This window comes from Rhodococcus sp. H29-C3 (genome assembly GCF_030063405.1).
Taxonomy (GTDB): domain Bacteria; phylum Actinomycetota; class Actinomycetes; order Mycobacteriales; family Mycobacteriaceae; genus Rhodococcoides.
Genome location: NZ_JASITC010000003.1, coordinates 24,539 through 50,780, shown reverse-complemented (window position 1 = coordinate 50,780; position 26,242 = coordinate 24,539). Strand labels below are relative to the sequence as shown.

Sequence of the window (26,242 nt, the reverse complement as noted above, 5' to 3'; positions counted from 1 at the left end):
CACCAGGCTGATACTCTCACTCGTCGGGTCGACTCGAGAGGACCACTCCCTATGGCTCACACGCTCACATGGCACGACGACATCAGCCACCAGGCACGAGTACTGTCCTACGCCATGCGGATGACGCTGAAACCGGCGTTCAGTCTCTGGCCACTCACCGACAACGGTATCCGAGCGATCGGTCACCTCGACCGTGCCGTCGACCGACTCCCGAAACCCAAGCGCGTCACGATCGAGCAGGTTTCCCTCGGCGGGGTGCCATGCGAGAAGACGACACACCCGCGGGTCGCGACGGGATCTCTTGCCGATGCAACCATCCTCTACTTCCACGGCGGAGGTTTCGTATTCTGCGGTTTGGCCACCCACCGGAGCGCCTGCGCCACAATGTCCGCTCGCGCAGGTGTGCCCGTGTACTCCGTCGAGTACCGACAGATCCCCGACGGCGGAATCGGTACGTCCATCGCCGACGCGATGCGCTCCTACCGCGCTGCGTTGCACACCGTTGCCGATCCGTCCAAGATCATCGTCGCGGGTGATTCTGCCGGTGGATATCTCGCGATGAAGGTCGCCGAACTTGCTGTGCTGGAGGGACTCACTCCGCCCGCCGCGGTGTTGGGGTTCTCCCCTTTGCTCAATCTGGATTTGAAGAGTCATCCGCGGAAGTTCATGAAGAAGGATGCGTACCTTCCGATGAAGCAGGTTCTTGCACTCGAAGATCGCTGGCTCGCCGGACCAGACACCATTCCCGGTGCTTCTTCGCCCGTCAATGCCGACCCGTCGATCTTTCCACCGGTATTCCTCTCGACTGCGGAGAACGAAATCATGCGACCCGACGTCGAATCGATGACCAGGAAGCTCGGCGTCGCAGGCCGAACCGTCGAAACGCATGTGTGGAGAGGGCAGGTGCACGCGTTCCCCGTGATGGCCACCGCACTGCCGGAAGGCAAGGCGGTCCTGGACCTCGCTGTGGCCTTCGCTGCCCGCAACCTCTGAAGCCGACTCCCTACAGAGTCCACTCCACCGCATCTGCGGTGGAGTGGACTCTGTAGGGAAATCTGTTAACCAGTGCCCTGCTGGACCGACATGAGGCCCTGCAGATCGTTGACGCCGCCATTGAGTCCGGGTTGGGCGTAGGCGACGCCACCGGGTGCGACATACATTCCGGTCTGCGGATCGTACGGGCGTGCTGCAACTGCCGGAGTGAGACTGCTTTCGCCACTGGGAATCTCGGTGTACGACGGCTCGCCCTGCTCGACGGGGCCCCACGGCGGGTTGTTTCCCAGCGGCACATAGCCCGCCTCGCTGCGACAAACTTCCGGAGTAGGTCCGCGCCGACCAGGAAACTCCATGCACGGCAGGTTCCGCGAGCCACGGACTGCTGCGCTGTCGGACTGATCGGTCTTGCAGAACAGGTCGGCAGGTGTGTCCGGAACGGACATTTCGCTGGGGTCACGTCGCTGATCGGCAGGAAGGAATCCCGTAGTACACGCAGGCGGGTCGTTGACTTCGAGTTGAAAGTCGACGATGGCACCTTCGTCGGCCGGCCCGGAGCCTGCCGCAGTCATCAAGGCTGCTGTGATCGGCGGGTACAACACCAGGATCTGCTCGATGCCTGCGTTGTAGATGACACCGACTTCACCGATGCTGACCAGATTGGCGAGCAGAATCGGCAGCGTCGGTTGCAGATCCTGGAACAGCTTGTTTGCTGTTGCTGCCGCGTTCGGGCCCTTCTCGAGGATGGCACGAAGATCCGGATCGCTGGTACGAAGCTGATCGGTAAAGGTCGCTAAATTGCTTGTCCAGGAACGAATCGCATCGCTACTGACGACCTGCCCATCCAGCAGTGGCCCGAGCTGATCCAACAATTGGATGGTTTCCCCGGAGTTGTCACTCGCTTCCTGCACGAAAAGTCGAGTCGAGTCGATGAGCTTCTGCAAGTCCGGTCCGGCACCGTTGAACGCCTTGAAGGACTCGTCGACCACGGTCCGCAGCCGAGTATCGGAAATACTCCTCAGGAGCGTGTCCGCCTGGTCCAACATCGGTCCGACATCCTGCGGCACCGACGAGCGGTCCACCGGAATGACATCGCCGTTCGACAGGGCGGGGCCGTCCGAGCTGCGCGGGATCAGATCGACGTACTGCTCTCCGACGGCAGATACACTTTTCACCTCGGCATCGACATCCTCGGGAATCGAATAGTCGCTGTCGATCGACATCTTGGCGTCCACGCCATCCGGTGTGAGTTCGACAGTCTGTACCTCACCGACCGTGGTGCCCCGATACGTCACGTTCGCGTAGGGGTACAGGCCTCCGGTCGTCGGCAGTTGAACCGTGACGGTGTAGCGACCGATCCCGACAAGCGCTGGCGCCCCGACGTATTGAGTCGCCATGGCAACGAGTCCGATGACGGTGAGGATCGAGAAGATGATCAGCTGCACGCGGACGAATCTGGTGAGCATCATGGCGCAGGCACCCCGAGTCCAGGAATGGTGGGCAATGGAATTGCAGGCAGCCCTGGAATTTGCAGGGTCGGTGCGCTGATGGGTCCACGCAGCGGGTCGCCCGCCGATGCTGCCGTCGGTGCAGCCTGCTGCCCGAGAGCGCCTTCGAGGCCAGCGATGCGGCCTGCGAGAGGAGTGCCGGTAAGGAAGTTGGCGTCGAGCCGTGGAAGTGACAGGTCGATCGTCATCCCCAGGTTTGCGTAGTCTCCGCGGATCACGTTGTCGATGCCCTCCTGTGGGAACGGGTAGGTCAGCAGGACCGACAACACTTCGGTCAACGCGCTTCCGGAATCAGCCAACGCGTTGAGAACTGGCGTGATGCTCTCGATATTGGTCTGCAGGTCTGCGCCACTGGTTTCGACCAACTGCGACACGACGTTGCTGAGCTTGCCCAGCGACACGAAGGCTCCGGTGATGTTCGGCCGTTGCTGGATCAATACGTCGAGCGCCGGTGGCAGTTGGTTCAATGCCTTTGTCAGCGTGGCGCTCTGATTCTCGACGTTGACGGCGAGACGATCGACCCCATCCAATGCCGCAATGATGTCACCCCGCTGATTGTCGAGACTGCCGACCAATTCGTCCAGCCGCGGCAACAGGTCTCGGACCGAATCTTCGCGGCCACCGATGGCATTGTTCAGTTCGGTGGTGATGTCCTGAATTTGAGCCAGGCCACCACCGTTGAGCACGACGGACAGCGAAGACAGGGTCTGCTCGGTCGTCGGGTATGCCCCGGCTCGATCCTTAGGGATAAGGTCGCCGTTCTGCAGCCTTCCCTCGGGGTCGGGCGGTGGCACCAACGCGAGGTGCTGTGACCCGAGGAGCGAAGTCTGACCGATCTTGGCCGTCACGTTCTCCGGCAGCTCGACGCCCTCGTTCAGGGACACGGTGACCAGGGCGTGCCAGTTCTGAACCTCGATACCCTCGACGGCGCCGATAGTGACGTCGTCGACGGTCACCGGTGAGTTCTGCGACAGCGTAGTCACGTTGGGCATTTCGATCTGCACCTGATAGGCCCCGTCGCCTCGCCCCTGAGTGCCGGGCAATGGCAGGGAGTTCAAACCGCCCCATTCACAGCCGGCCAGCGTCACCGACATGGCGCAGGCGAGAATGCCCACCTTTACAACGGAACGTGTGCGAGTTTTCATCGTCCGCCTCCCAGCAGGTCACCGAGGCTCGGAATCTGGACGGTCGGCATGCCGGCAAGCGGCTCGGATACAGGGGCAGGCGTCGGTGCCTGTTCGAGGCCAGGCTCGGTATAGATGATCTGATCCGGATTCGCCGCCGCCCCCTTGATCGGATTGGTAAGAAATGCAGGGTAATTGAAGACCAGCGAACTGAGAACGGGACCGAGGTATTGCTTGCACAGATCGGCGCTGCGTTCGGACGTGGAGTTCCCCACACCCGCCACCGCACCGCAAATGAAGTTGATCGGGTTGCCGAAGTTGTTCAGCGCGATGGCACCGGTCAGCGAACCCTGCGCCGGTTGGTAGATGTTGTTGAAGTTGGCGAGTGCATTCGGTCCGGAATGCAGGATGCGCTCGATTTCGGGGCGCTTGTCGGTCAGGACGCGGGTTGCATCAGCCAACCGGCCGACTCCCTCGACCAATCCGGCCTGATTATCGGCGATGAACCGCTGGACTTCACCGAGAGCGACATTGAGATCGGTCATGGCAGTACCGAATTCGTCTGAACTCTGTGCGAGCATCTCCGACACCGACGCCAGTCGGCCGCCGAACTGCACGATTTGATCGTTGCTGTTGGACAGTGCGCCGACGAACACCTGCAGATTGCGGATGGTCGAAAAGAGATCAGTTCGACCATCGGATAGAACTCGCATTGTGTCGGACAGTTCACGCAGGGTCGAGCGCAACGCGTCACCGTTCCCGTCGAGATTGTCGGCGGCGGTGTCGATGAACCGGCCTACCGGTCCTTGCTCGTCGACTCCCTCCGGCCCCAAAGACGTCGACAGTTTGGTCAGTTCGGTCTTGATCTGGTCCCACTCGACTGGTACCGCGGTGCGGTCGAGGGGAATTGTTTCCCCGTCGGCCAATTCGGGTCCGCCGGCGAACACGGGAGTGAGTTGCACGAACCGCGCGGACACCAGGCTCTGCGCGATGATGACGGCCTTGGCATCAGCAGGGATAGCGACGTTCGATGAAACCTGCATGCTTACGCGGGCGTCGTCACCTTGGGGTTCGATCTTCTTGACCTTGCCCACGGTCACGCCGAGTACCCGCACATCGTCGCCTTCGTACAGCCCTGTCGTAGAGGAGAACTGAGCGACCACGGATTTTTGGGTGAGGCCGATGATCACCTTGTAACCGACCACGACCAACACGATCGCCAGCACGGCGGCACCGAGATACAGCAGTTTCTTCTTCATGTCATTGCCCCGGAGGTTTCAGGATGGGTGGCGAATTCTTTGGGAGCAGATCCTGCAAAGTGCCAGGCAACTGTTCCGGAGCGACGACGCTGTCCACGACCGTCTTCCACCACGAGCTCGGGAGGATGTTCTGGATGTAGGCGTTGAAGAACGGCCCGCTCGCCACCGCTTCACCGAGGGCGCTGATATACGGCCCGAGGCCATCGAGCGCGCCGGCAATGTTGTCGTTGTTCTTCTGTAGTACCGCCACCACCGAATTGAGCTTCTCGAGTGTTGGACCCATCTGAGCCGAATTCTCCTGGACCAAACCAGTGAGCTGGCGAGACACCGAGGAAATATTGGTGATCAACTGGCTGATCGCGGTGCGCCTGCGATCGAGTTCGCCGAACAGGTCGTTGCCGTCGAGAATCAACTGGTTGATCTGATCGCTGCGGGTAGCGAGGATTCCGGTCACGCTCTCGGCACGCTCGAGCAACTGCTGCAAGCTCTCGTCACGGGAGTTGATGCTCTCCGAAAGCCTGGTGACGCCGTCGAGCGCGGTCCGCAATTCCGGCGGCGTATTCGAAAACGTATCCGAGAAGACGTTCATGGCATCGCCGAGTTGCTGGGTGTCTAGGTCGGAGACGGTCGTGCTCAGGTCTCCCAATGCATCGGTCAACGAGTACGGGGAGTTGGTGCGAGAGGACGGAATGGTGTCGTGGACATCGATGGAACCGGGCCCATCGGGTGAGACCTTCAAGGACTTGCGGCCCAGGATGGTGTTGGTCTTGATGGCCGCAGCAGTGGCCTCGCCGAGTTCGATGTTCTCGCGCACCGTGAACTCGACGCGAACTTCCTGGTCGGAGAGGGCGATCTGCTCCACTCTGCCGACGTTGACTCCGGAGACCGTGACGTCGTCGCCGACCATCAGGCCGCCCGCATCGGTGAAGTTGGCCGAATAGTTGATGCCGCCGTTCAGGAACGGCAGGCGGTCGTACTGCAACGAAGCAACCACGATGCAGACGGACAATACGACGCCGATGACCCCGACGTGAATGAAGTTGGGTGATTTATCCGCTTTAGTTGACGTCATTGATGTTTGCGCACCTCCCCGTATCCTGAACCGCCGTCGGGACGAGCAGCGTCGGAGACCCCTCGGGGCCTGAGATCTTGAACGTGTTGGAGCAGAGGTAGAACTGGAAGAAGCTACCGTACGATCCGGTTCTGATCAGCTTCTTGTAGTCGCTCGGCAGCCGAGTGAGCACCTGATCGATGTTGTCTTTTCCAAGGTCCAGCTGGGTTGCGGTCCGGTTCGCGGCAGCGATCATCGACTGCAGATCGGGACGCGTCGCCTCGAGAAGCCCGGCCAGATCACCTGTCGCCCCGGCGATGCGCGGGATGGCGTCACCGATCGGGTCTCGATCCTGAGCAAGGCCACTGACGAGTTGCTGCAATGAGTCGATGGTGGTCTCGAACTGAGTCCCCTGACGGTCGATCGTGCCGAGAGTAGCGTTGAGGTTGGTGATGACATCGCCTATCAACTGGTCGCGGTCCGCGAGAGTGTTGGTGAACGAGCTCGTGTTGCCGAGAAGCGAGACGAGAGTTCCACCCTGACCTTGCAAGACCGCGAGCAACGCCGCGGACAAATCGTTGGTCTGTTGAGGATCCAAGCCTCGCAGCAACGGCTTGAAGCCACCGAGCAGCAGGTCGAGATCGAGCGCGGGTGAAGACTGATTCACCGGGATCGTGCCGCCACTGTCGAGTTCCTCGATCCCTCCGGGACCTTCGAGGAGCTCCAGGTACCGGTCGCCGACGAGGTTCTCGTATCGGACGGTGGCTGCGGTGCTCGTCAGTAGGCGGTGCTTCGAGTCGACGTCGAACTCGACCTCGGCGAGGTTCCCATCGCCGACGTCCACACCCTTGACCGCTCCGACGGGAACTCCTGCGATACGAACCTTGTCACCCGACTGGAGTCCTGAGGCATCGCTGAACACGACATGGTAGGAGTCGGTGCTACCGAACCGATATTGGCTGAACACCAAAGCCAAAGCACCGAAGATCACCACCATGACCAGCGCGAAGATCGAAAGCTTTATCGTATTACTTCTCATGGCCACGCCCCCGCAAACAGGAATTGGAAGATGGTGGGCACGTTGACGGAAGGCTGAGTCTCGGGCACATAGGGCACGTCGGCGGTGTCCGCGACGACGAACGGTGCATGGGCCTTCTTCGGGTCGAAGTCGGGCAACCCGTAACAGTTGGGGCCACCACTGGCCGCGATCTTGGGTAGATCCTTCTCGACCGTGTACGCCGGATCACCTAGCACGAAGCTCGCGCTGAGCATGAGCGAGGCGCTGTCTCCTGCACCGGCCAGAGGCCCGAATTGCTTCCGTCCCTTGTTGAGCCCGACCAGGAAGCAAGAGATTGCGGGTGAGTATTCATCGAGAAGCGTCGTGGTGTCGGTCAGTGTCGACAGCGCGGTCTCGAGTGGCTGCTGGTTCTCGCTCAGTACCTGAGTTGCCGTATCGGCAAGGCCGGTCACGTTCATCAGGAGTAGATCGAGGTTCGCTTGTTCCTCGACGATGGTTTTGCCCGTGTCACTTGCGTTGTCGAGTACCCGCATGAGGTCCGGGGTCGCGTCGGCGTAGACGTTGGTGACGATCGCTGCCGCGGATAGATCTCGTTGCAATGCCGGAAGACTCGGATTCACTGTCTTCAGATAGGAATCGGTGTCCTCGAGTAGCGACCCGAGTTGTTCACCGCGGCCGCGCAGCGCCGAGGACACCGCGCCGAGGGTGGCGTTGAGCTTCTCGGGTTCGAGCTTCTGAAGGACCTCTGACAGGTGCTGGAACAGCGTGTTGAACTCGACGGTGACGCTGTCCGCGGGTATGACGGCGCCGGCCTCGATGCTCTGGCTCGACGGGTCGGCCGGGACGACGAAATTGACGTACTTGGCGCCGAACACCGTCGTGGACTTGATCTCGACCGCAGCGTTCGACGGGATCAGCGACAGCATCGACGGATTGAGATCCAGGTCGAGGCGAGCCATCCCGTCTTCTTGCGAGATCGACCCGACCCGGCCGACCTCGACGCCGCGAAGCTTGACCTTGGCCTGCGGATCCATCACCAGTCCAGCGCGCGCCGAGGTGACGGTGACCGGAACCGTGCTGGTGAATCCGCCGGCGAACGTGATCAGCGCGAACGCCGTGATGGCAACCAAACCGAGCACAAGTCCGGCAGCCGCAAGTTTCTTGGTAATCGAATTGTCCATGTTCCCGTTATCCCGACAGGTTGAAGTTGCCGGAGCTGCCGTAAATGGCCAGCGAGATCAACAAGGTCACCGTCACGACCGCGATGAGCGAGGCGCGGACCGCGTTTCCGACGGCCACCCCGACGCCGACCGGACCGCCGCTGGCAGTGAAGCCGTAGTAGGTGTGAATCAGCATCACCGCGAGAGCCATGACTATGGCCTGGGCAAAGGACCACAAAATGTCCGTCGGTATCAAAAACGTGTCGAAGTAGTGGTCGTAGACGCCCGCAGACTGGCCGAAGAGCACCACCGTGGCGAAGCGACTCGCGATGAACGAGGCAATGACCGCAAGCGAGTAGAGAGGAACGATGGCAACCATGCCGGCGAGCACTCGCGTACTGACCAGGTACGGGATCGAAGGAATTGCCATCGATTCCAGTGCGTCGATTTCCTCGGCGACCCGCATGGCGCCCAACTGCGCCGTAGAACCGGCGCCGATGGTGGCTGCAAGCCCGATTCCCGCGATGACCGGCGCGGCGATGCGCACGTTGATGAAGGCGGCGAAGAAGCCGGTGAGCGCCTCGACCCCGATGTTACCCAGCGACGAAAAACCCTGCACGGCAATGGTTCCACCAGCGAACAGCGTCAAAAAACCGACGATGACCACTGTTCCACCGATGACGGCCAGCGCCCCGGACCCCATGCTGATCTCGGCGACGAGTCGGAGTGTCTCTTTTTTGTAGCGAACGGCGGCGCGCGGAACATACCCGAGCGCACGGAGATAGAAGATCGCCTGTTCTCCCAGGCGGTCCACCGCCCCTGATGTGCGACCGATGCGCTTACGCACCATCGGAAAACGGCCGGTTGCAACGAGAGCCATCTCTAGATCCCCCTCATCCGGCTGTCAATTTGATACCGACGGCGGTGACTACGACATTGACGACGAACAGCGCCATGAACGCGAAGACGACGGTCTGATTCACTGCATCGCCCACGCTCTTGGCTCCACCGCGTACGTTCAACCCGAGATAGCACGCTACGAGGCCGGCGATCATACCGAACAGACCAGCCTTGACCTGTGAGGTGATGAGTTCACCGAAGCCCGTCAGCAGCGTGATGCCGTTGACGAAAGCCCCCGGGTTGACACCTTGCAGGAAGACAGAGAACACGAAGCCACCAAGAATGCCGATGGTGCTCACCAAGCCGTTGAGCAGCAGAGCGATGACCGTCGAAGCAAGTACTCGCGGGACGACGAGGCGGTGGATCGGGTTGATGCCGAGCACCCGCATCGCGTCGATCTCTTCGCGGATGGTGCGTGCGGCGAGGTCCGCGCAGATTGCCGTCGCGCCTGCTCCAGCGACGATGAGCACCGTGACGATGGGCCCGACCTGCGTGACAGCGCCAAGAGCAGCGCCCGCCCCACTGAGGTCGGCTGCACCGATCTCGCGGAGAAGGATGTTGATGGTGAAGCTGACCAACACGGTGAACGGCACTGCCACCAGGACGGTGGGGACCATCGACACGCGGGCGATGAACCACGCCTGGTCGATGAACTCCTGACGCTGGAACGGCCGGCGGAACACCGAACGCAGGGTGTACCACGACATGTCGAAGAAAGCGCCCACCGCACGAAGTGGCACGAGTAGAACGTCGTTCATGGAACCTCCCTCGATGCATGCGGCACTGTGATCCAGGTCATGGCCGTCCAGCTCATGTTAACTAGAACACGTTCAGTAGTCAAAGAATCGACCGATCTCGATAGTGGGCGGTTCGAATCACGCGTGAGTGTCGCACACATCGCGTACGGCCCTTCTGTTCACTTACATTGCAAGAAAGTCGTTTTCGCTTCCAGGTGTCCAGAATTCGGTACATCCAAGGGGCCCTCTCAGCCACTAGAAGCGGAAGCTTCACCGCGACGAAGCGGGTGTAAAACTAGATCAAGTTCTAGTTCTACACCCGCCACATCGAAACCTACGTGCCCGCATCATCTTCGCCCGACATGGTCGGTGATGTGGCCGAAATCGAAAAGCTATGAACCGACCGTGACCTCGGAAGCGTCGAGATCGAGAGCCGCGCCGGCCGAGAAGGTCTTGGAAGGATCACGGCCGTCGAAGTACGTACTCAGCTCGGTCCCGAGAGACAGCGGCGTCCAAGCATCCGAAGTTGCATCGAACCGCTGCTCGACGACGGGGGCAGCCATCAGAGCCACCATCGGCCCGTAGACGATGAAGACCTGGCCGTTGACGGCGTCCGAGGCGGGCGAGGACAGGTAGGTCACCAACGTCGAAACATGCTCCGGCGCCAACGGATCGACCCCGGCGGTTGGGGCGTCCCCGAAGACAGCCTCGGTCATCGTCGTACGGGCCCGTGGGCAGATCGCATTGGCGCGAACCCCGTATCGTGACAACGCCCGCGATGCCGACAGCGTCAACGCAGTGATTCCTGCCTTGGCTGCGCCGTAGTTGGCCTGCCCTTCCGGCCCCAGCAGACCTGCTTCGGAAGAGGTGTTGACGATCCGGCCGTAGACCGGTGCACCCGACTTCTTCGACTCGGCCCGCCAGTAAGCGCCCGCGTTGCGCGTGAGCAGGAAGTGTCCGCGCAGATGTACCCGAACGACTGCGTCCCAGTCGTCGTCGGACATGTTGAACAGCATGCGGTCTCGGACGATTCCAGCGTTGTTGACGACGATGTCGACGCGGCCGAACTTGTCCTGCGCGGCCGCGAACATGGCGTCGGCAGTGGAACGTTCGCTCACGTCGCCCGGCACGAAGACCACCCGACGGCCCGTCGCCTCGATCGCCGCGATCGTCTCGTCCGCGGCCGGTCCCGAAGCGATGTCGCCGAGCACTATGTCAGCACCCGCCTGCGCGAGGCCGATGGCCTCCGCGCGGCCGAGTCCGGACGCAGCACCTGTTACGAGCGCTACTCTGCCGTCGATTCGTACCTCTTCGTCGTTCACGTTCCGGACTGTAGAACGTGTTCTATGTTTGTGGCAAGCAAGCTATCCCTTCCACCGCAGCGCGGCTCGCGGACAACCCGCTATTGCCTCGTCCACGTCCGCCTTGTTCTCGGGCAGGTCCGCGGTATCGGACACCACCAGTTGGTCGTCGTCGTCGAGGTCGAACACCTGGGGTGCTACACCTACACAAACGCCGTTCGCTTCACACCGATCGAAATCCACCTCGAGCACCGTCGATACCCACTTTCACTAGTGATGTGGCCGCGTCGGCGCTCGTGTATCGCGGTTTGTCCTCGGTTCGAGGCCGCACACCCGGCCGACGGGCCGCTTATCCCTCAAGACTAGAACCTGTTCCACCCCATGTGCAATGATTCGACTTACCTGAGGGTGACGCACGGATTCCGACGTCGACTCGCCATGAACTTGTTGCAGATTCCGGGCACGAGAGGACCACTGATATGCGGATCATGTATACGGAGGAACAGGCCGAGTTGCGCGCCGAATTACGCGCCTACTTCGCCACCCTGATCACTCCTGAGCGCCGCGAGGCCCTGAGCTCGACGTCCGGTGAGTACGGTGAGGGCACCGTTTACCGCGATGTAGTCAAACAGATGGGTACCGACGGTTGGCTCGCGCTCGGCTGGCCTACCGAGTTCGGTGGCCAGGCACGTTCGGCTATGGACCAGCTCATCTTTACGGACGAAGCCGCCACTGCGGGGGCGCCGGTTCCGTTCCTGACCATCAACAGTGTCGCGCCGACTCTCATGGCGTTCGGCACGCCCGAGCAGAAGGCGTACTTCCTTCCGCGTATTTCGGCAGGCGATCTGCACTTCTCGATCGGCTACTCCGAGCCGGAAGCAGGCACCGACCTGGCAGCTCTGCGCACCACTGCAGTGCACGACGGCGACGACTACGTCATCAACGGCCAGAAGATGTGGACCTCGCTCATCAAGTACGCCGACTACGTGTGGCTCGCGTGCCGTACCGATCCCGAGGCTCGCAAGCACCGCGGAATCAGCATGCTGATAGTTCCCACCGACGCCGACGGTTTCTCCACCACTCCGGTGCACACGATGGCAGGCCCTGACACCAGCGCGACCTATTACCAGGATGTGCGGGTACCCAAGACCGCACTCGTGGGCGAAGAGAACCGCGGCTGGTCGCTGATCACCAACCAGCTCAACCACGAGCGTGTCGCTCTCACCTCGGCCGGCCCTCTGGTCGCCTCTCTCCGTGAGGTCCGTGCGTGGGCGCAGAACACCAAGAAGCCGGACGGCACTCGAATCATCGATCAGGAATGGGTGCAGATCGCACTCGCTCGGGTACACGCGAAGGCGTCCTACCTCGAACTGCTGAACTGGGAAATCACCGCCGCCAGCTCCACCCCCGGCCCGGCCGACGCGTCGGCGAACAAGGTGTACGGCACCGAACTGGCAACCGAGGCATACCGCACGATGATGGAAATCCTCGGACCGTCCGCCACGTTCCGGCGCGGCTCGCCTGGTGCCCAACTGCAGGGTCGACTCGAAAGGCTGCATCGCTCTTCGTTGATCCTCACCTTCGGCGGCGGCACCAACGAGGTGCAACGCGACATCATCGGCATGACCGCGCTCGGCCTGCCCGCATCTGCACGCTGACTTTTCGGGAGAGAATGAAATGGACTTCACCACCACCGAGGCTCAGCGCGATCTCGCCGGGCTCGCCCAAGACATCGTCACCAAATACAGCACGAACAACGTTCAGCGACAGCTCGATTCGAACCCGGACAGCATCGACCGCGCCCTGTGGGATGCGCTGATCTCCGGCGGCCTTCTGTCGGCTACCGCACCCGAGTCCATCGGCGGCGACGGTTACGGCGAGCTGGAAGCATCGTCGATCGCCATCGAACTCGGAAGAGGCATTGCCGCCGTCCCGTTCGTGGCAAGTACTTCGGTCGCCGCGGCGATCGCCCGGTTCGGCTCGGACGAGCAGCGGACCGAGTGGGCAGCCCCAGCCGTTGCCGGGATTTCGATCCTCACGCTGGCAATCGATGAAGAGCACGGCGAACCGCTCGACCCGTTGACTCGAGCAGACCGAACCGACACCGGCTGGACTTTGACCGGCTCCAAGATCGGCGTCGACAGTGCACCCGTCGCCGACGGCTTCCTCGTCACGACCATCGCAGGCGCGTTCCTCGTTCGCGCGGACGACCCCGGCGTCACGGTCCTACCCCAGCAAGGCGTCGACAACCGCAGCATCGGAGTTCTCGAATTGAACTCGGTGCAGGTCGACTCGACACGCTTGCTCGCAGATCCTGACGTCGCGCGCTGGGTTCTGGCACGCGTCACGCTCGGAACCTGCGCATACCAGGTCGGAGTCCTGGAGGAATCGCTTCGGCTTACCGCCGAGTACGCCCGTGAACGCGTTCAGTTCGGTAAGCCCATCGGCAGCTTTCAAGCTGTCGCACAGCGGTTGGCCGACGGATACATCGACGTCAAGGGCGCCCGGTTGACGCTCTGGAAGGCTGCGTGGAGCCTCTCTGCAGGCAACAACGGTGACGAAGATGTTGCGGTCGCGAAATTCTGGGCAGCCGACGCGGGACACCGCGTCGCGCACACGCTGGTGCACATCCACGGTGGTGTCGGGCTCGATCGCGATCATCCGGTGCACCGATACTTCCTCGTCGCCAAGCGGGCGGAGTTCGCCTACGGACATGCCACCGCTCAGCTGCGCCGTCTCGGTTCCGCTCTGGCCGACGTGCCTGCCTGATTCGGACTGTCGCCCGGCCTACTACATGCCAGGTCGGGCGACACCGAAACGGCCCTGGTTCGAGGGCGATCGGACTCCGAGATAGCGTGCCCCGCAACAATTTACGGACCGAGCTCGAACTGTCCCCCTGAGGGCCGGTCAGTCGAAAAGAGTAGGTGACGGCTGCTCGTCGGCCACTGCTGCCGAGGAACCCGTGGACTCCGACTCTCCCACAGGAGAACATTTGCGGACCACCGACAGTGTGGTGGTACGCACCGAGAGTCGATGGCCACCGTGATGTTCCAAAAGTGCGAGACCCTGTCGGATCTCCAGCACTTTCCACGGGCCGGCGTGCCCGTTCGCCTGGACCAGGTCGCCTGCTGCGATCGCGGAAGCCACTACGAGTCTCCATTCGGTTCGTTCATTCGTGTGTGACCCAACACTAGTCGGCTCGGAACCCGTTGTTCGCCTCGAGCGCCCCCACCCGGCGACAACGGAACTTATCGGCCTCGACACACACTCCCCCGCAACACCACTCGGCGGGCCCACCCATGGTTACCCGAGCCCGCCGAGTTGTCTAGCGAATCTTGTCGAGCCTGCTGACCGCTTCCTCGAATCCGCCCACCAAATCGGCGATGATGTCCGCGACCGCCCGAATCTCGTTCATCCTGCCCACGATCTGTCCCACCGGCATGGCCACCACATCGGGATTGTCGGCGTTGTTGATTCGTTGATGGGCTTCACTGACCAAGATGTTCTGCAACGGCATCGGTAGTGGGTCCGGGGCCTCGGCGCTGTTCCACGCCTCGGTCCACTTCGTCTTGAGCAAACGCGCGGGTTTACCCGAGTAGATGCGCGTTCGAACCGTATCGCTCGACGTCGCCGTCAACAACGCTTCCTGCATCGTCGACGGCTTACCCTCCGCGCGTGCACCGAGGCGATACTCGGACGCAGTCAGCCACATCGAGCCCATCCAGACACCTTGGGCGCCGAGCGCCAGCGCGGCCGCTACTTGTCGTCCACTGCCGATTCCGCCTGCCGCAAGGACTGCACCCGAGTCGCCCAACGCATCGACGACCTCGGGCAGCAGCACCATCGAAGCGATCTCACCGGTATGACCCCCAGCTTCATACCCCTGAGCGATGACGATATCGACACCGTTCTCGATGTGCCTGCGCGCGTGTTCCGCCGTACCTGCCAGCGCTGCGACCGGTACGCCATGCTCGTGTGCCTGCACGATCACGTCGTTCGGCGGCGAGCCCAGTGCGTTGGCGATCAACTTGATCGGGTGCTTCAACGCGACGTCGACGTGCGATCGGGCCACCGAGTGCAGCCAGCCGAGCACCCCTTCGTTTCGTGCCGCATCGTCGTCGAGCGGCGGCACACCGAGTTGGTCGAGCGTCCGATCGATGAACGCTCGATGCTCGGCCGGAATCAATTCGTTCAAGTCCACCGAGGCGCCCTCGGTAGGAATCTTCGCAGGCATGACGATGTCGACACCGTACGGCTTACCGTCGGTGTTCTCATCCATCCAGGTCAGCACCGCGTCGAGTTCTTCGGCGTCGTTGAACCGCACACAGCCGAGCACACCGAGTCCGCCGGCTCGGCTGATCGCCGCAGCGACATGTTCGGACGGAGTGAAGCCGAAGATCGGAAATTCTATTCCGAACTTTTCCGAAAGATCGGTATGCATGGTTGCCTAGCTCTCTGCGCCGGCGAGACGCGACGCGGAGGTCTCGTCGGCCGGGCGCTGTTCGGTCTGACTCAATGCCCACCGGTAGTCGGGCTTGCCGGCCGGCGAACGCTTGATCTCGTCGACGAACCACACCGCACGCGGAATCTTGTATCCCGCAATCTCTTTGCGTGCTGCGGTATCGAGGTCTGCGAGTTTAGGACGATGTGCGCCTCGGGTCTGCACGACGGCAGCGACCTTGTGGCCGAGCCGCTCGTCCGGTACACCGACGACGATGGCGTCGAAGACGTCGGGGTGCGATTTGAGCGCACCTTCGACCTCTTCCGGGAACACTTTTTCGCCACCGGTATTGATCGAGACCGAGCCACGACCGAGCATCGTGACGCTGCCGTCGGCTTCGACTCTGGCGTAGTCGCCGGGAATCGAGTATCGGACGCCGTGGATCTCCTTGAACGTCGCGGCCGTCTTGACCTCGTCCTTGTAGTATCCGACCGGAATGTGCCCGCTCCGAGCCAGCAGGCCCTTGACTCCCGAGCCTGCCTCGACGGGATGGCCGTCTTCACCGAGCACGATCGTCGAGGCGTCGATCTTCACCCGCGGTCCACCGGTGTGTTCGGCGCCCTTGGCGACGATGGACAGTCCGCCGAAACCGGTCTCGGAAGATCCGATCGAGTCGGTGATCATCCGGTTGGGAAGCAGTTCGAGAAGCTTTTCCTTGATGCTGGGTGAGAACAATGCTGCGCTGCTGGCTATCAGGAAGAGCGAAGACAAGTCGTAGGGCTTGCCATCCGGGCGTCCCTCGATGAGCGCGTCGAGCATCGGTCGTGCCATCGCATCGCCGGTGATGAAAATGAGGTTGACGCCGTACTTGTCGACCTGCTGCCACATGGCGTGGCCCTCGAAATCGGGGTGCAGCACGGTCTTTCCGCCACCGAAGAGGCTCTGGAACGTGGCCCACTGCGCCCCGCCGTGGATCATCGGTGGGATCGGCATTCTCGTCATCGGCGGATTCTCGGCACCTAATTTGGCCATGTCCCACTCGTCTTCGACGTATTCGCCCGTCATGAAGTTGATGCCACCGCCGAGCACACGCCAGATGTCCTCGTGCCTCCACATGACGCCCTTGGGACTGCCCGTGGTTCCACCGGTGTAGAGCATGTAGATGTCGTCGTTGGTACGTTCCTCGAAGTCGCGTTCGGGGGAAGAACTCTCCAGCGCGTCTTCGTAGGAGACCTGGCCCTTCGCGCCGTCGATCACGACGATCGTCTTCAACAGGGGACACGTCGGCAGGACAGCAGCGACCTTGTCGGAGTAGCGAGCTTCGTGAACGAGTGCGACCATGTCCGAATTCTGGAAGATGTATTGCAACTCGTTCTCGATGTACCGGTAGTTCACGTTGACCACGACTGCGCGAATCTTGAAGATAGCGACCATCGACTCGATCGTCTCGATACCGTTGCGGCTGTACACCCCGACCTTGTCGCCCGGCTTGACGCCTTGTTTCTGCAGGTAGTGCGCTAGCCGGTTGGTTCTGTCTTCCATCTGCGCGTAGGTGATCTCCCGGTCTCCCGACACCAGGGCAATCCGGTCGGGAACAAGGTCGATTGCATGCTCAACGAGGTCTGCGATATTTAGGGCCACGCGTTAAAAGTAGAACGTGTTATCGTTTCTGGCAATAGCCAATCTGAGACTGAAATCACAAGAGCGAGGTAGCCACAGTGACGTCGAGCGCGCCGGAAATCGGAACGGAATCACCGCACGCACTCGTGGAGATACGCGGCCACGTCCTCATCGTGACGATGAACCGACCCGAAGCGCGCAATGCACTGAGCGGCGAGATGATGGCCATCATGCGTGACGCCTGGGATCGCGTCGATGCCGACCCCGATATTCGGGTCGCCATCCTGACCGGCGCCGGCGGCGCATTCTGCGCGGGCGCCGACCTCAAAGCAATGACCAGCTCACACCCAGGTGACCGTTTCAGCGGCGGCGGGTGGGATCTGTCGAAGATCGAGGCACTGTTGAAAGGCCGCAGGCTTACCAAGCCGCTCATCGCAGCCGTCGAGGGCCCCGCCATTGCAGGCGGTACCGAGATTCTTCAGGGCACCGATATTCGCGTTGCAGGTGAAAGCGCCAAGTTCGGTGTCTCCGAAGCAAAATGGGGGCTCTTCCCACTCGGCGGATCCGCAGTGCGGCTCGTCCGGCAGATCCCGTACACGATCGCGGCGGACATCCTTTTGACCGGAAGGCATATTCGCGCTGCCGAGGCCAAGGAGATCGGGCTGATCGGCCACGTGGTCCCCGACGGCCAGGCACTGGAGAAGGCACTCGAACTCGCCGAACTCATCGCCGCGAACGGCCCGCTCGCCGTGCAGGCGATACTCAAGACCATCCGAGACACCGAGGGACTGCACGAGGAAGAGGCGTTCAAGATCGACGCCGAACTCGGAGTAGCGGTATTCAAGAGCCACGACGCCAAGGAAGGGCCCCGGGCTTTCGCCGAGAAGCGGGCCCCGGTGTTCGAAGGGCGGTAGCGCCCCACCCGCAACCACGAGGATCCGAGAGCCGAGTGCTTCCGCTCGAGTCAGCGCTGGACCGCCTCCATCGGGGTTCCGTTGTCGACCAGTGCCGACAGCGTCGCAGCTTCCATGCCAGGCGAACCACACACCAGAACCTGATGACGGTCGAAGGGCTCCTGGACGGCGATGACGTCGGCTAGGCTGCCTTCCCAGCAGTGCTTCGCCCCGAACTTCGCGTCAGGGTCCGCGACGTGGGCATTGATGGCCTCGTGCCACCTGTCCGGCGCCCATGGGTCCGCCAATTGATCCACCACTGGCACGACTTTCAGCCAGGGCAGTTCGGACGCAAGGATCCACAACAGATCCGCGGCATACAGATCACTGGGCGATCGACCACCGAAGTACAACGTCACTCGAGGTGGCGACGGCCGACGCGCTAGGTCCAGGATGAGCGAACGCAGCGGCGCCAGCCCGGTTCCTCCGGCGATCATGACGACATCTCGACCGGAGTCGTCGATGTGAAGATTGCCGCCCGGATTGCGGAGTTGCCATACGTCCCCCGGTCGGGTCTCGTTGACGATCGACCCACTGACCCAGCCCGCCGGCACTGCTCGAACATGAAATTCGAGCTTGCCGTCCAGCGACGGCGGAAGCGCTGAGGAATACCGTCGAGGCAGGGTTGCGTTCTGCGGCACCACGACCTCAACCGACTGTCCGGCTCGAAATGGAACGGCGTCCCCGACGAGACGAACGACGGCCAAGTCGTTGCGTAGTCGGTTGTACTGGACCACTTTTGCGTTCCACGTCTGCATGCCGTCAAGGATAAGCGGTCTCACCGCCTGTGCGCGATCAGCCGATAGCTTCCGTACTTCGACAGGGGGCTCAGCGTTGGTGTCGCGGTTTCCATACGACCAAGGCGCTGCGTTGTACTGGAACGAGATCGCGTCGGTAGCTCGCGTGCACGTTCGCCAACTCATGGGCAAGTTCAGTGACGCGGGTCTGCAGCGCCTCCACCTGATTGGTCAGCTCGATGATCCGCTTGATGCCTGCCAGGTTCACACCCTCGTTCTGCGACAACCTCTGCACCTCACGGAGCAGCGCCACATCCCGCGGCGAGTAACGCCGTCCCCCGCCGGTAGTGCGGTGCGGCGTCACCAACCCCAAACGGTCGTACGTACGCAGGGTCTGCGCGTGCATGCCTGCGAGTTGGGCCGCGACCGAGATGACGAACACCTGGGCGTCGGGGTCAGCGTGGCCGGGGCCGGGGCCCGGACCAGGAGTGGAGCCTGCGGAATGACCCGATCCAGGTATGGGAGGCAGTGTCACTATGCACCTGCCCACCCGGCCCGCGGGTCGAATCCGCTGGCCTTCTCGGCTTCCAGATAAGCGTGCAGTGCCTCGATGGCGGGATCGTCGAGTTTCTGCGGTACCGCGACCTTGACGGTGACCATCAGGTCACCTGCGGTTCCGGTCTTCTTGGGAACTCCTCGCCCACGAACACGCAGCACACGTCCGTCGACCGTGCCCGGTGGCACCTTGACGCCGACTCGGCCGTCGAGGGTCGGGATCGACAGCGTGGCCCCGAGGACCAGTTCGCCGTAGCTGACCGGCACCGTGACGGTGAGATCGTCGCCGCTGCGGCCGAAGACCTTGTCGGGTCGAACCCGGACGGTGACATACAGATCGCCCGAGGGCGCCCCACGCAGACCGGCTTCACCCTGGCCCGCCAGCCTGATCTTCTGGCCGTCGGACACTCCGGGCGGGACACGCACGGTGATGGTGCGAGTGCGATTTTGTACTCCGGTACCGCGGCAATCCTGGCACGGATCGTCGATGATCGAACCACTTCCGCGGCAGTCGTCGCACGGCTCACTGAACCCGAACGCGCCCTGGTTGCGGTTGACCACGCCTGCGCCGTTGCACCTGGGGCACACGCGCGGGCTGGTTCCTGGTTTCGCACCGCTGCCGTGACAGGTGGTGCACGAGGACGGGCTGGTGAGTCGCAGGGGAACAGTGACACCTTGCGTGGCTTCACGGAAACCGAGAGTGGTCTCGGTCTCGACGTCGCTGCCTCGTCGTGGACGGTTGCCTGCGGGGCGCTGCTGCGTCCCACCGCGGTTGAACAGTCCACCGAAGATGTCGCCGATTCCGCCGTCGCCGCCGCCGGCCTGACCGAAGATGTCGCCGACGTCGAAGGTCTGGCCGCCGCCACCCCCGCCGAATCCGCCCGCACCGGGGCTGAATCCGCCTCCGCCCTGGCCGAATCCACCGGAAGCGAAGAGTCGACGTGCTTCGTCGTACTCCTTACGTTTCGCCGGATCGATGAGAACCGACTTGGCCTCACTGACCGCCTTGAAGCGACGCTCGGCCTCGGTGTTTCCTGGATTGGCGTCAGGATGGTTGTCCTTGGCCAGCTTCCGGTACGCCTTGTTTATCTCGTCTGTGGACGCGTTGGAAGAAACGCCCAGTTCCTTGTAGAAGTCCTTCTCGATCCACTCCCGCTGGCTCACCGGGCGTTTCCTCCTCTCGCGCTATTTTTGTTTACTGCCCCTCGGGAGCATCGGCTCCCGAATCTTGTGACGCATCATCGACCACACCGACCATCGCAGTCCGAAGGACGCGATCGCCGAGCTTGTAACCCGCACGCATGAGCGTTCCGATTACCGGATCGTGATCTTCACCCTCATGGGACACAGCTTCGTGAACCGAAGGGTCGAACTTGTCACCGACGGCGCCGAAAGCAGCGAGACCGATGTTTGCGAAGACGCTGGCGAGCTTGTCCGACAGTGCTTTGAGAGGCCCTGTCTCGAGATCCCCGTGTTGGCGTGCCCGCTCGAGATCGTCGAGCACGGGAATCAACTGGGAGACGACGGACGCTTTCGCGTTCTCCGCTCCTACCTGCTTCTCGCGGTCGGTCCGACGACGGTAGTTGGCATACTCTGCCGACACCCGCTGCAGATCGGCGGTGAGTTCCGCGATCTGTGTATCGCGCACGTCCTCAACCACCTCTACCTCGACATCCCCTTCGTCCACCGAGCCGGGCTGGGGCGCAGCCCCGGTGCCCACTAGGGGCTCCGGAACTGCGTCGCCTTCCCGAACTTCACCGGTCTCGGGATCGATCTTTCGCTTGTCCACGAAAGTGACCGGTTCCTGCTCGGAGTTAGGCAGATCGTGATCGCTGTCGCGGGGCGTCACTTCTTGTCCGTGTCGTCGGCGGGCTCGTCCACGACCTCGGCGTCGACGACACCGTCGTCAGCAGCCTGAGCCGCACCCTCAGCGCCGCCTTGCTCGTTGGCCTGAGCCTCGTAGATGGCGGTACCGAGAGCCTGCGACTCCGTGGACAGCTTCTCCACAGCAGACTTGACTGCCGAGATGTCGCTACCGTTCAGAGCCGACTTCGCCTCTTCGATTGCCGATTCGACGCGTCCCTTGAGCTCTGCGTCGACCTTGTCCTCGTTGTCCTTGACGAACTTCTCCGTCTGGTGAACGAGGGACTCGGCCTGGTTGCGTACCTCGGCCTCTTCGCGACGAGCCTTGTCCTCGTCGGCGTGAGCTTCCGCGTCGGCAACCATGCGGTCGATCTCTTCCTTGGACAAGCCGGAGCCGTCCTGGATCTTGATCGTGTTTTCCTTGCCGGTGCCCTTGTCCTTGGCCGTGACGTGCACGATGCCGTTGGCGTCGATGTCGAAGGTGACCTCGATCTGGGGCACACCGCGAGGGGCCGGTGGCAGATCCGTCAGCTCGAAGGAGCCGAGGAGCTTGTTGTGCGAGGCAATCTCGCGCTCACCCTGGAAGACCTGGATCTGTACCGAAGGCTGACTGTCGTCAGCAGTGGTGAAGGTCTCGGACCTCTTGGTCGGGATGGTGGTGTTGCGCTCGATGAGCTTGGTCATCACACCACCCTTGGTTTCGATACCGAGGGACAGCGGTGTGACGTCGAGGAGCAGAACGTCCTTGACCTCACCTTTGAGCACGCCTGCTTGCAGTGCAGCACCGACGGCCACGACCTCGTCCGGGTTGACGCCCTTGTTGGGCTCGCGTCCACCGGACAGTTCCTTGATCAGCTCGGAGACCGCAGGCATACGCGTCGAACCACCGACGAGTACGACATGGTCGATGTCCTTGACGGCGATGCCGGAGTCCTTGACCACTGCCTGGAACGGCGCACGAGTGCGATCGAGCAGGTCGGAGGTGATCTTCTGGAACTCCGAGCGGCTGAGCTGCTCGTCGAGGAACAACGGGTTCTTGTCGGCGTCGACCGTGATGTACGGAAGGTTGATCGACGTGCTCTGCCCGGAGGACAGTTCGATCTTCGCCTTCTCGGCAGCTTCACGCAGACGCTGAAGGGCCATCTTGTCCTTGGTCAGATCGATGCCGTTCTGAGCCTTGAACTTGTCGACGAGCCAGGTGACGATCCGCTCATCCCAGTCGTCGCCACCGAGGTGGTTGTCGCCCGAGGTTGCACGGACCTCGACGACACCGTCGCCGATATCGAGCAGGGAGACGTCGAACGTGCCGCCACCGAGGTCGAACACCAGAATGGTCTGCTCGCTGTCGCCCTTGTCCAGGCCGTATGCGAGTGCAGCCGCGGTGGGCTCGTTGACGATGCGAAGGACGTTGAGGCCGGCGATCTGGCCGGCTTCTTTGGTTGCCTGACGCTGCGCGTCCTCGAAGTAAGCGGGCACGGTGATGACCGCGTCGGTGATTTCCTCGCCCAGGTAGGCCTCGGCGTCGCGCTTCAGCTTTTGCAGCGTGCGCGCGCTGATCTCCTGTGGCGTGTACTTCTTACCGTCGATCTCCACGTTCCAGTCCGTGCCGATGTGACGCTTCACGGAGCGAATGGTGCGGTCGACGTTGGTGACCGCCTGGTTCTTCGCGGGCTGGCCGACGAGCACTTCACCATTTTTGGCGAAGGCGACGACCGACGGTGTGGTGCGTGATCCCTCGGCGTTGGCGACCACAACCGGCTCGCCGCCCTCTAGGACGGACACAACCGAGTTGGTGGTCCCGAGGTCGATACCGACCGCACGAGCCATAATGTTTCCTCCTGTTATTGCTGTGGAAAATGCCTAGCTGAGTGAACTGCACTCAAGTCTGCAAGACAACTTTTATTTCGTCAAGCTGGACTTGAGCCTCATCCACTCAAGGCTGTCGAAAGGGTTAACGGAGGATGCGCAGAATTTGTTCCCGGCGCCTTCCTACACACACGACTGCGCCGTGACGGCAGTGCCGTCACGGCGCAGGATCGAGGTGAAGCCTTCCGCTGTTACTCCTCGGTGTCGGCAGGTTCCGGTGCGCAATCGACGCTGAGCAGGCCGACCGCGACGTTGTTCGAGTAGTTGGCATCGAGCTGCGGCGAGAACACTGCTACGCCGCCCGGGCGCGAGACCCACTCGGCTGCCCCACTCGGCACGATTACCTTTTCCGTTTTACCCGGATCGACCTTTTCCACGGTGGCGGCACCGTTGACATCCGGGAGCACCGCATAGTTGACGGACACTGCGGAGGCGGCACCCTTACCGACGTTCTCGACCGAGATCTCCAGTGCGCCGACCTTCTCGCCCTCGGGCTTCTTCTCGTCTTTCGCCACACATGCCGTTTTCATCGTGACGACGAGGTCGGGCGATTCGGCGACCGAGGAACCGAAGGGGCTTGCGGGTGCTTCGGGTTCCGCAGAGGCGATGGGCGCCAGGACGACCGCACCCATGGCGGCGGCAAGAGCGGCTGTCGAGGCCAGGACGGTGGCGCGGGCGATGTGACGCATGAGAGTCTCCTGTGACAGGTGAGGTTGTTGGTGCAGATGATGTTGTTGTTGCCAGATTGACTATTACCTATGCGAACCAGACTTTCCATACCAGGCGGTCTCGATTGAATGACGCTTTGCTTACCGGTCGATCACGTTCTGCGAGAAGAACATCGATGTAATTCCCGAACCGAGCACAGTGCATCGGGTTTCGCCTGCGCCCCGACCGGGGATGCTCGAGTCTGCGGACCGTCCGTTCCCTACGTAGGGTTTGAGGAAAAGCGAGGCTACGGAGGCACATGGATCCCGAAGTGCAGCACGAACCAAGCGAGATCACCTACGACGAGAAGTTCTATCCGGCCAGACCTCGACCGCTTCGCCCCTCCGTCCGTCGGGCAAACCGGATCGGGAACACATCCCAGGACAGCGATCCTTCCGCCGCCAATCCCGAATACGTCGAATGGCTCACCGAGCAGTCGATGCTGAGGGATGCCAAACTCATCGCCGAACAGCTCTCCGGCAAGGGCAGCATGTGGCAGAACCCCTACGCCGACCCCAACCCACGAGGAGCCGTCGAGCGCGCGCCCGTCTGGTTCACCGCCTACCCGATCTCGGTGATCAACGCTCCACAGACCAGCTTTCTGCACACCCTCGGCGACGAAGAGCTCTGGCAGGCCTTCTCCGATATCGGCATCACCGCCGTCCACACCGGACCGGTCAAGGTCGCCGGCGGTATCCACGGTTGGAAGCCGACGCCCTCGGTAGACGGCCATTTCGATCGGATCGGGATGAAGATCGATCCCGCGTTCGGCTCGGAAGAAGAGTTCCGACGCCTGTGCGTCGTCGCCTCCGCATACGACGGCATAGTCATCGACGACATCGTCCCCGGGCACACCGGCAAGGGGGCGGATTTTCGTCTCGCCGAAATGGCAGTCTCCGACTACCCGGGGATCTACCACATGGTGGAGATCGAGCCGGAGGATTGGCATCTACTACCGCGTGTCCGTGCCGGTGCCGACTCGCAGAACATCGACGCCGAGGCCGAAGCCAATCTCGCGCGCGCCGGCTACATCATCGGTCAGCTCCAACGGGTCATCTTCTACGAGCTCGGCGTGAAGGAAACAAACTGGAGCGCAACAGCTCCCGTCGTCGGCATCGACGGCGTCGAGCGCCGTTGGGTGTACCTGCACTACTTCAAGGCCGGGCAGCCGTCGATCAACTGGCTCGACCCGTCGTTCGCCGGTATGCGCCTGGTCATCGGCGACGCATGCCATTCCATTGCTGACCTCGGTGCCGGTGCATTGCGATTGGACGCCAATGGCTTCCTCGGTGTCGAGCGCCGCGCGGAAGGCCCCGGCTGGTCCGAGGGCCACCCACTGTCGGAGGCCGCCAATCATCTGATCGCCAGTGTGGTGCGCAAGATGGGCGGATTCACGTTCCAAGAGTTGAATCTGACGATCGACGACATCAAGGCGATGAGCGAGAACGGCGCCGACCTGTCGTACGACTTCATAAACCGGCCCGCCTACCATCACGCGCTCGTCATGGGGAATACCGAATTCCTCAGGCTCACCATGACGCTGTGCCGTGACCACGGCGTCGACCCGGCCTCGCTGGTGCACGCGCTGCAGAACCACGATGAGCTGACCTTCGAGCTCATCCACTTCGCAACGCTGCATGCAGAGGACGAGTTCCACTACTGCGGCGACGTCGTGAAGGGTTCGGATCTGGGCGATCTGATTCGGTCCGATCTCACCGATCGACTCACCGGACGTTGGGCGCCGTACAACCGAACCTTCACCACCAACGGAATCGCCTGCACCACAGCCAGTGTCATCACCGCTTCACTCGGTATCCGCGATCTCGATCGGATGGACGAGTCCGATATCGACACTGTCAGAACCGTTCATCTGATGCTCGCGATCTTCAACGCCCTGCAACCGGGCGTATTCGCGTTGTCCGGCTGGGACCTGCTCGGTGTGCTCCCCATCGACGCCGAGGACGTCGCCGAATTGATTCGCGAAGGCGATACCCGCTGGATCAACCGTGGCGCGCACGATCTGATGGACAGTTTCCCCGACGCGGTCCGCTCGGAATCGGGCATACCCCGTGGCCGCAGCCTCTACGGTGCATTGCCTGCACAGCTGAAGGATCCGAACTCGTTCGCCAGCCGGCTCGGTCGAATCATCGAGATTCGCAACAGGTTCGGCATTGCGACCGCGCAGCAACTCGATGTACCGACCGTCTCACACAAGGGTTTGTTGGTGATGGTGCACGAACTGGGCCAGGGCACGATTCAGGCAACGGTCATCAACTTCTCCTCCGACGAGGTAGCGGCCACGATTCAATCCAAGTTCCTGACACCGGGCGCGGGCGTCTTCGACATGTTCGACGACTCGGAGCTCGGCGTGGTCGACGAGCTCAACAGCTTCCCGATGACCCTCGCCCCGTACCAGGGGGTGCCGGTCATCCTGCGCTGACGCACGGA

Annotated in this window: 24 protein-coding genes; 5 read left to right on the top strand and 19 right to left on the bottom strand. The window is 62.1% G+C overall.

All coding sequences use genetic code 11. The annotated features are described in order from the left end of the window. Nucleotides 1–51: 51 nt before the first annotated feature. Nucleotides 52–993 (top strand): alpha/beta hydrolase, encoded by a 942-nt coding sequence (locus tag QMK32_RS07495; protein WP_283474102.1) that lies wholly within the window; start codon nucleotides 52–54, stop codon nucleotides 991–993. A gap of 65 nt (nucleotides 994–1,058) precedes the next feature. Here QMK32_RS07495 and QMK32_RS07490 read toward each other — a convergent pair whose 3' ends face one another. From QMK32_RS07490 to QMK32_RS07445, 10 genes are all read right to left on the bottom strand, one after another. Continuing rightward, the gene (locus QMK32_RS07490) at nucleotides 1,059–2,462 is read right to left on the bottom strand and encodes an MCE family protein (protein ID WP_283474101.1); all 1,404 of its coding nucleotides are present in this window, start codon (nucleotides 2,460–2,462) and stop codon (nucleotides 1,059–1,061) included. After that, nucleotides 2,459–3,646: an MCE family protein gene (locus QMK32_RS07485; RefSeq protein ID WP_283474094.1), complete on the bottom strand. Its 1,188-nt coding sequence runs from the start codon at nucleotides 3,644–3,646 to the stop codon at nucleotides 2,459–2,461. Before QMK32_RS07485 ends, QMK32_RS07490 begins: the two co-directional genes overlap by 4 nt. Continuing rightward, nucleotides 3,643–4,884, bottom strand: coding sequence for an MCE family protein (locus QMK32_RS07480; protein ID WP_269301369.1), 1,242 nt, complete (start codon nucleotides 4,882–4,884; stop codon nucleotides 3,643–3,645). The genes QMK32_RS07485 and QMK32_RS07480 overlap by 4 nt, the downstream gene beginning before the upstream one ends. 1 nt (nucleotide 4,885) lies before the next feature. Further along, the gene (locus QMK32_RS07475) at nucleotides 4,886–5,956 is read right to left on the bottom strand and encodes an MCE family protein (RefSeq protein ID WP_269301370.1); all 1,071 of its coding nucleotides are present in this window, start codon (nucleotides 5,954–5,956) and stop codon (nucleotides 4,886–4,888) included. Further along, complete coding sequence (locus QMK32_RS07470; RefSeq protein WP_283474092.1) at nucleotides 5,943–6,974, bottom strand: MCE family protein; 1,032 nt, start codon at nucleotides 6,972–6,974, stop codon at nucleotides 5,943–5,945. Before QMK32_RS07470 ends, QMK32_RS07475 begins: the two co-directional genes overlap by 14 nt. Continuing rightward, nucleotides 6,971–8,134, bottom strand: a complete 1,164-nt coding sequence (locus QMK32_RS07465; RefSeq protein ID WP_283474089.1) for an MCE family protein — start codon at nucleotides 8,132–8,134, stop codon at nucleotides 6,971–6,973. The genes QMK32_RS07470 and QMK32_RS07465 overlap by 4 nt, the downstream gene beginning before the upstream one ends. 7 nt (nucleotides 8,135–8,141) lie before the next feature. Beyond that, nucleotides 8,142–8,993 carry an MlaE family ABC transporter permease gene (locus QMK32_RS07460; RefSeq protein ID WP_283474087.1) on the bottom strand — a complete coding sequence of 284 codons (852 nt, stop codon included), beginning with the start codon at nucleotides 8,991–8,993 and terminating at the stop codon, nucleotides 8,142–8,144. Between the two features lie 13 nt (nucleotides 8,994–9,006). Beyond that, nucleotides 9,007–9,771: an MlaE family ABC transporter permease gene (locus tag QMK32_RS07455; RefSeq protein ID WP_283474085.1), complete on the bottom strand. Its 765-nt coding sequence runs from the start codon at nucleotides 9,769–9,771 to the stop codon at nucleotides 9,007–9,009. Between the two features lie 371 nt (nucleotides 9,772–10,142). Then, complete coding sequence (locus QMK32_RS07450) at nucleotides 10,143–11,072, bottom strand: 3-oxoacyl-ACP reductase (RefSeq protein WP_283474083.1); 930 nt, start codon at nucleotides 11,070–11,072, stop codon at nucleotides 10,143–10,145. A 42-nt stretch (nucleotides 11,073–11,114) separates the two neighbouring features. Next, the gene (locus QMK32_RS07445; protein ID WP_136170066.1) at nucleotides 11,115–11,303 is read right to left on the bottom strand and encodes a ferredoxin; all 189 of its coding nucleotides are present in this window, start codon (nucleotides 11,301–11,303) and stop codon (nucleotides 11,115–11,117) included. Nucleotides 11,304–11,530: 227 nt separating this feature from the next. On the opposite strand from QMK32_RS07445, the gene QMK32_RS07440 reads away from it, so the two are divergent. Together QMK32_RS07440 and QMK32_RS07435 are read left to right on the top strand one after the other, a co-directional pair. Next, nucleotides 11,531–12,709, top strand: coding sequence for an acyl-CoA dehydrogenase family protein (locus QMK32_RS07440; RefSeq protein WP_283474081.1), 1,179 nt, complete (start codon nucleotides 11,531–11,533; stop codon nucleotides 12,707–12,709). Between the two features lie 19 nt (nucleotides 12,710–12,728). Then, a complete protein-coding gene (locus QMK32_RS07435) occupies nucleotides 12,729–13,820 on the top strand; it encodes an acyl-CoA dehydrogenase family protein (protein ID WP_283474079.1) in 1,092 nt (363 codons plus the stop codon). A 138-nt stretch (nucleotides 13,821–13,958) separates the two neighbouring features. On the opposite strand, the gene QMK32_RS07430 is transcribed toward QMK32_RS07435, so the two are convergent. From QMK32_RS07430 to QMK32_RS07420, 3 genes are all read right to left on the bottom strand, one after another. After that, nucleotides 13,959–14,198: a hypothetical protein gene (locus QMK32_RS07430; protein WP_283474077.1), complete on the bottom strand. Its 240-nt coding sequence runs from the start codon at nucleotides 14,196–14,198 to the stop codon at nucleotides 13,959–13,961. A 178-nt stretch (nucleotides 14,199–14,376) separates the two neighbouring features. Then, entirely contained in the window at nucleotides 14,377–15,492 is a 1,116-nt protein-coding gene (locus tag QMK32_RS07425; protein WP_283474076.1) for an NAD(P)H-dependent flavin oxidoreductase, read from the bottom strand. A 6-nt stretch (nucleotides 15,493–15,498) separates the two neighbouring features. Beyond that, on the bottom strand, nucleotides 15,499–17,133 hold the full coding sequence (locus tag QMK32_RS07420) for an acyl-CoA synthetase (protein ID WP_283474075.1): 1,635 nt from the start codon (nucleotides 17,131–17,133) through the stop codon (nucleotides 15,499–15,501). A gap of 77 nt (nucleotides 17,134–17,210) precedes the next feature. On the opposite strand from QMK32_RS07420, the gene QMK32_RS07415 reads away from it, so the two are divergent. After that, nucleotides 17,211–18,026 (top strand): crotonase/enoyl-CoA hydratase family protein, encoded by an 816-nt coding sequence (locus QMK32_RS07415; protein WP_283474074.1) that lies wholly within the window; start codon nucleotides 17,211–17,213, stop codon nucleotides 18,024–18,026. A gap of 50 nt (nucleotides 18,027–18,076) precedes the next feature. Here the strand turns inward: QMK32_RS07415 and QMK32_RS07410 are convergent, their stop codons facing one another. The 6 genes from QMK32_RS07410 to QMK32_RS07385 all read right to left on the bottom strand — a co-directional run bounded on the left by QMK32_RS07410 (nucleotide 18,077) and on the right by QMK32_RS07385 (nucleotide 23,775). Further along, entirely contained in the window at nucleotides 18,077–18,823 is a 747-nt protein-coding gene (locus QMK32_RS07410; RefSeq protein ID WP_283474073.1) for an FAD-binding oxidoreductase, read from the bottom strand. A 70-nt stretch (nucleotides 18,824–18,893) separates the two neighbouring features. Beyond that, nucleotides 18,894–19,244: a heat shock protein transcriptional repressor HspR gene (locus QMK32_RS07405; protein ID WP_269301773.1), complete on the bottom strand. Its 351-nt coding sequence runs from the start codon at nucleotides 19,242–19,244 to the stop codon at nucleotides 18,894–18,896. A 92-nt stretch (nucleotides 19,245–19,336) separates the two neighbouring features. Further along, nucleotides 19,337–20,521: a molecular chaperone DnaJ gene (dnaJ, locus tag QMK32_RS07400; protein ID WP_283474072.1), complete on the bottom strand. Its 1,185-nt coding sequence runs from the start codon at nucleotides 20,519–20,521 to the stop codon at nucleotides 19,337–19,339. A 31-nt stretch (nucleotides 20,522–20,552) separates the two neighbouring features. After that, nucleotides 20,553–21,206 carry a nucleotide exchange factor GrpE gene (gene grpE, locus QMK32_RS07395; RefSeq protein ID WP_283474070.1) on the bottom strand — a complete coding sequence of 218 codons (654 nt, stop codon included), beginning with the start codon at nucleotides 21,204–21,206 and terminating at the stop codon, nucleotides 20,553–20,555. After that, nucleotides 21,203–23,047: a molecular chaperone DnaK gene (dnaK, locus tag QMK32_RS07390; protein WP_283474069.1), complete on the bottom strand. Its 1,845-nt coding sequence runs from the start codon at nucleotides 23,045–23,047 to the stop codon at nucleotides 21,203–21,205. The genes grpE and dnaK overlap by 4 nt, the downstream gene beginning before the upstream one ends. 230 nt (nucleotides 23,048–23,277) lie before the next feature. Next, nucleotides 23,278–23,775 carry a Pro-kumamolisin, activation domain family protein gene (locus tag QMK32_RS07385; RefSeq protein ID WP_283474068.1) on the bottom strand — a complete coding sequence of 166 codons (498 nt, stop codon included), beginning with the start codon at nucleotides 23,773–23,775 and terminating at the stop codon, nucleotides 23,278–23,280. A 278-nt stretch (nucleotides 23,776–24,053) separates the two neighbouring features. On the opposite strand from QMK32_RS07385, the gene treS reads away from it, so the two are divergent. Continuing rightward, nucleotides 24,054–26,234 carry a maltose alpha-D-glucosyltransferase gene (gene treS, locus QMK32_RS07380; protein ID WP_283474066.1) on the top strand — a complete coding sequence of 727 codons (2,181 nt, stop codon included), beginning with the start codon at nucleotides 24,054–24,056 and terminating at the stop codon, nucleotides 26,232–26,234. The last annotated feature ends 8 nt before the right edge of the window (nucleotides 26,235–26,242 follow it).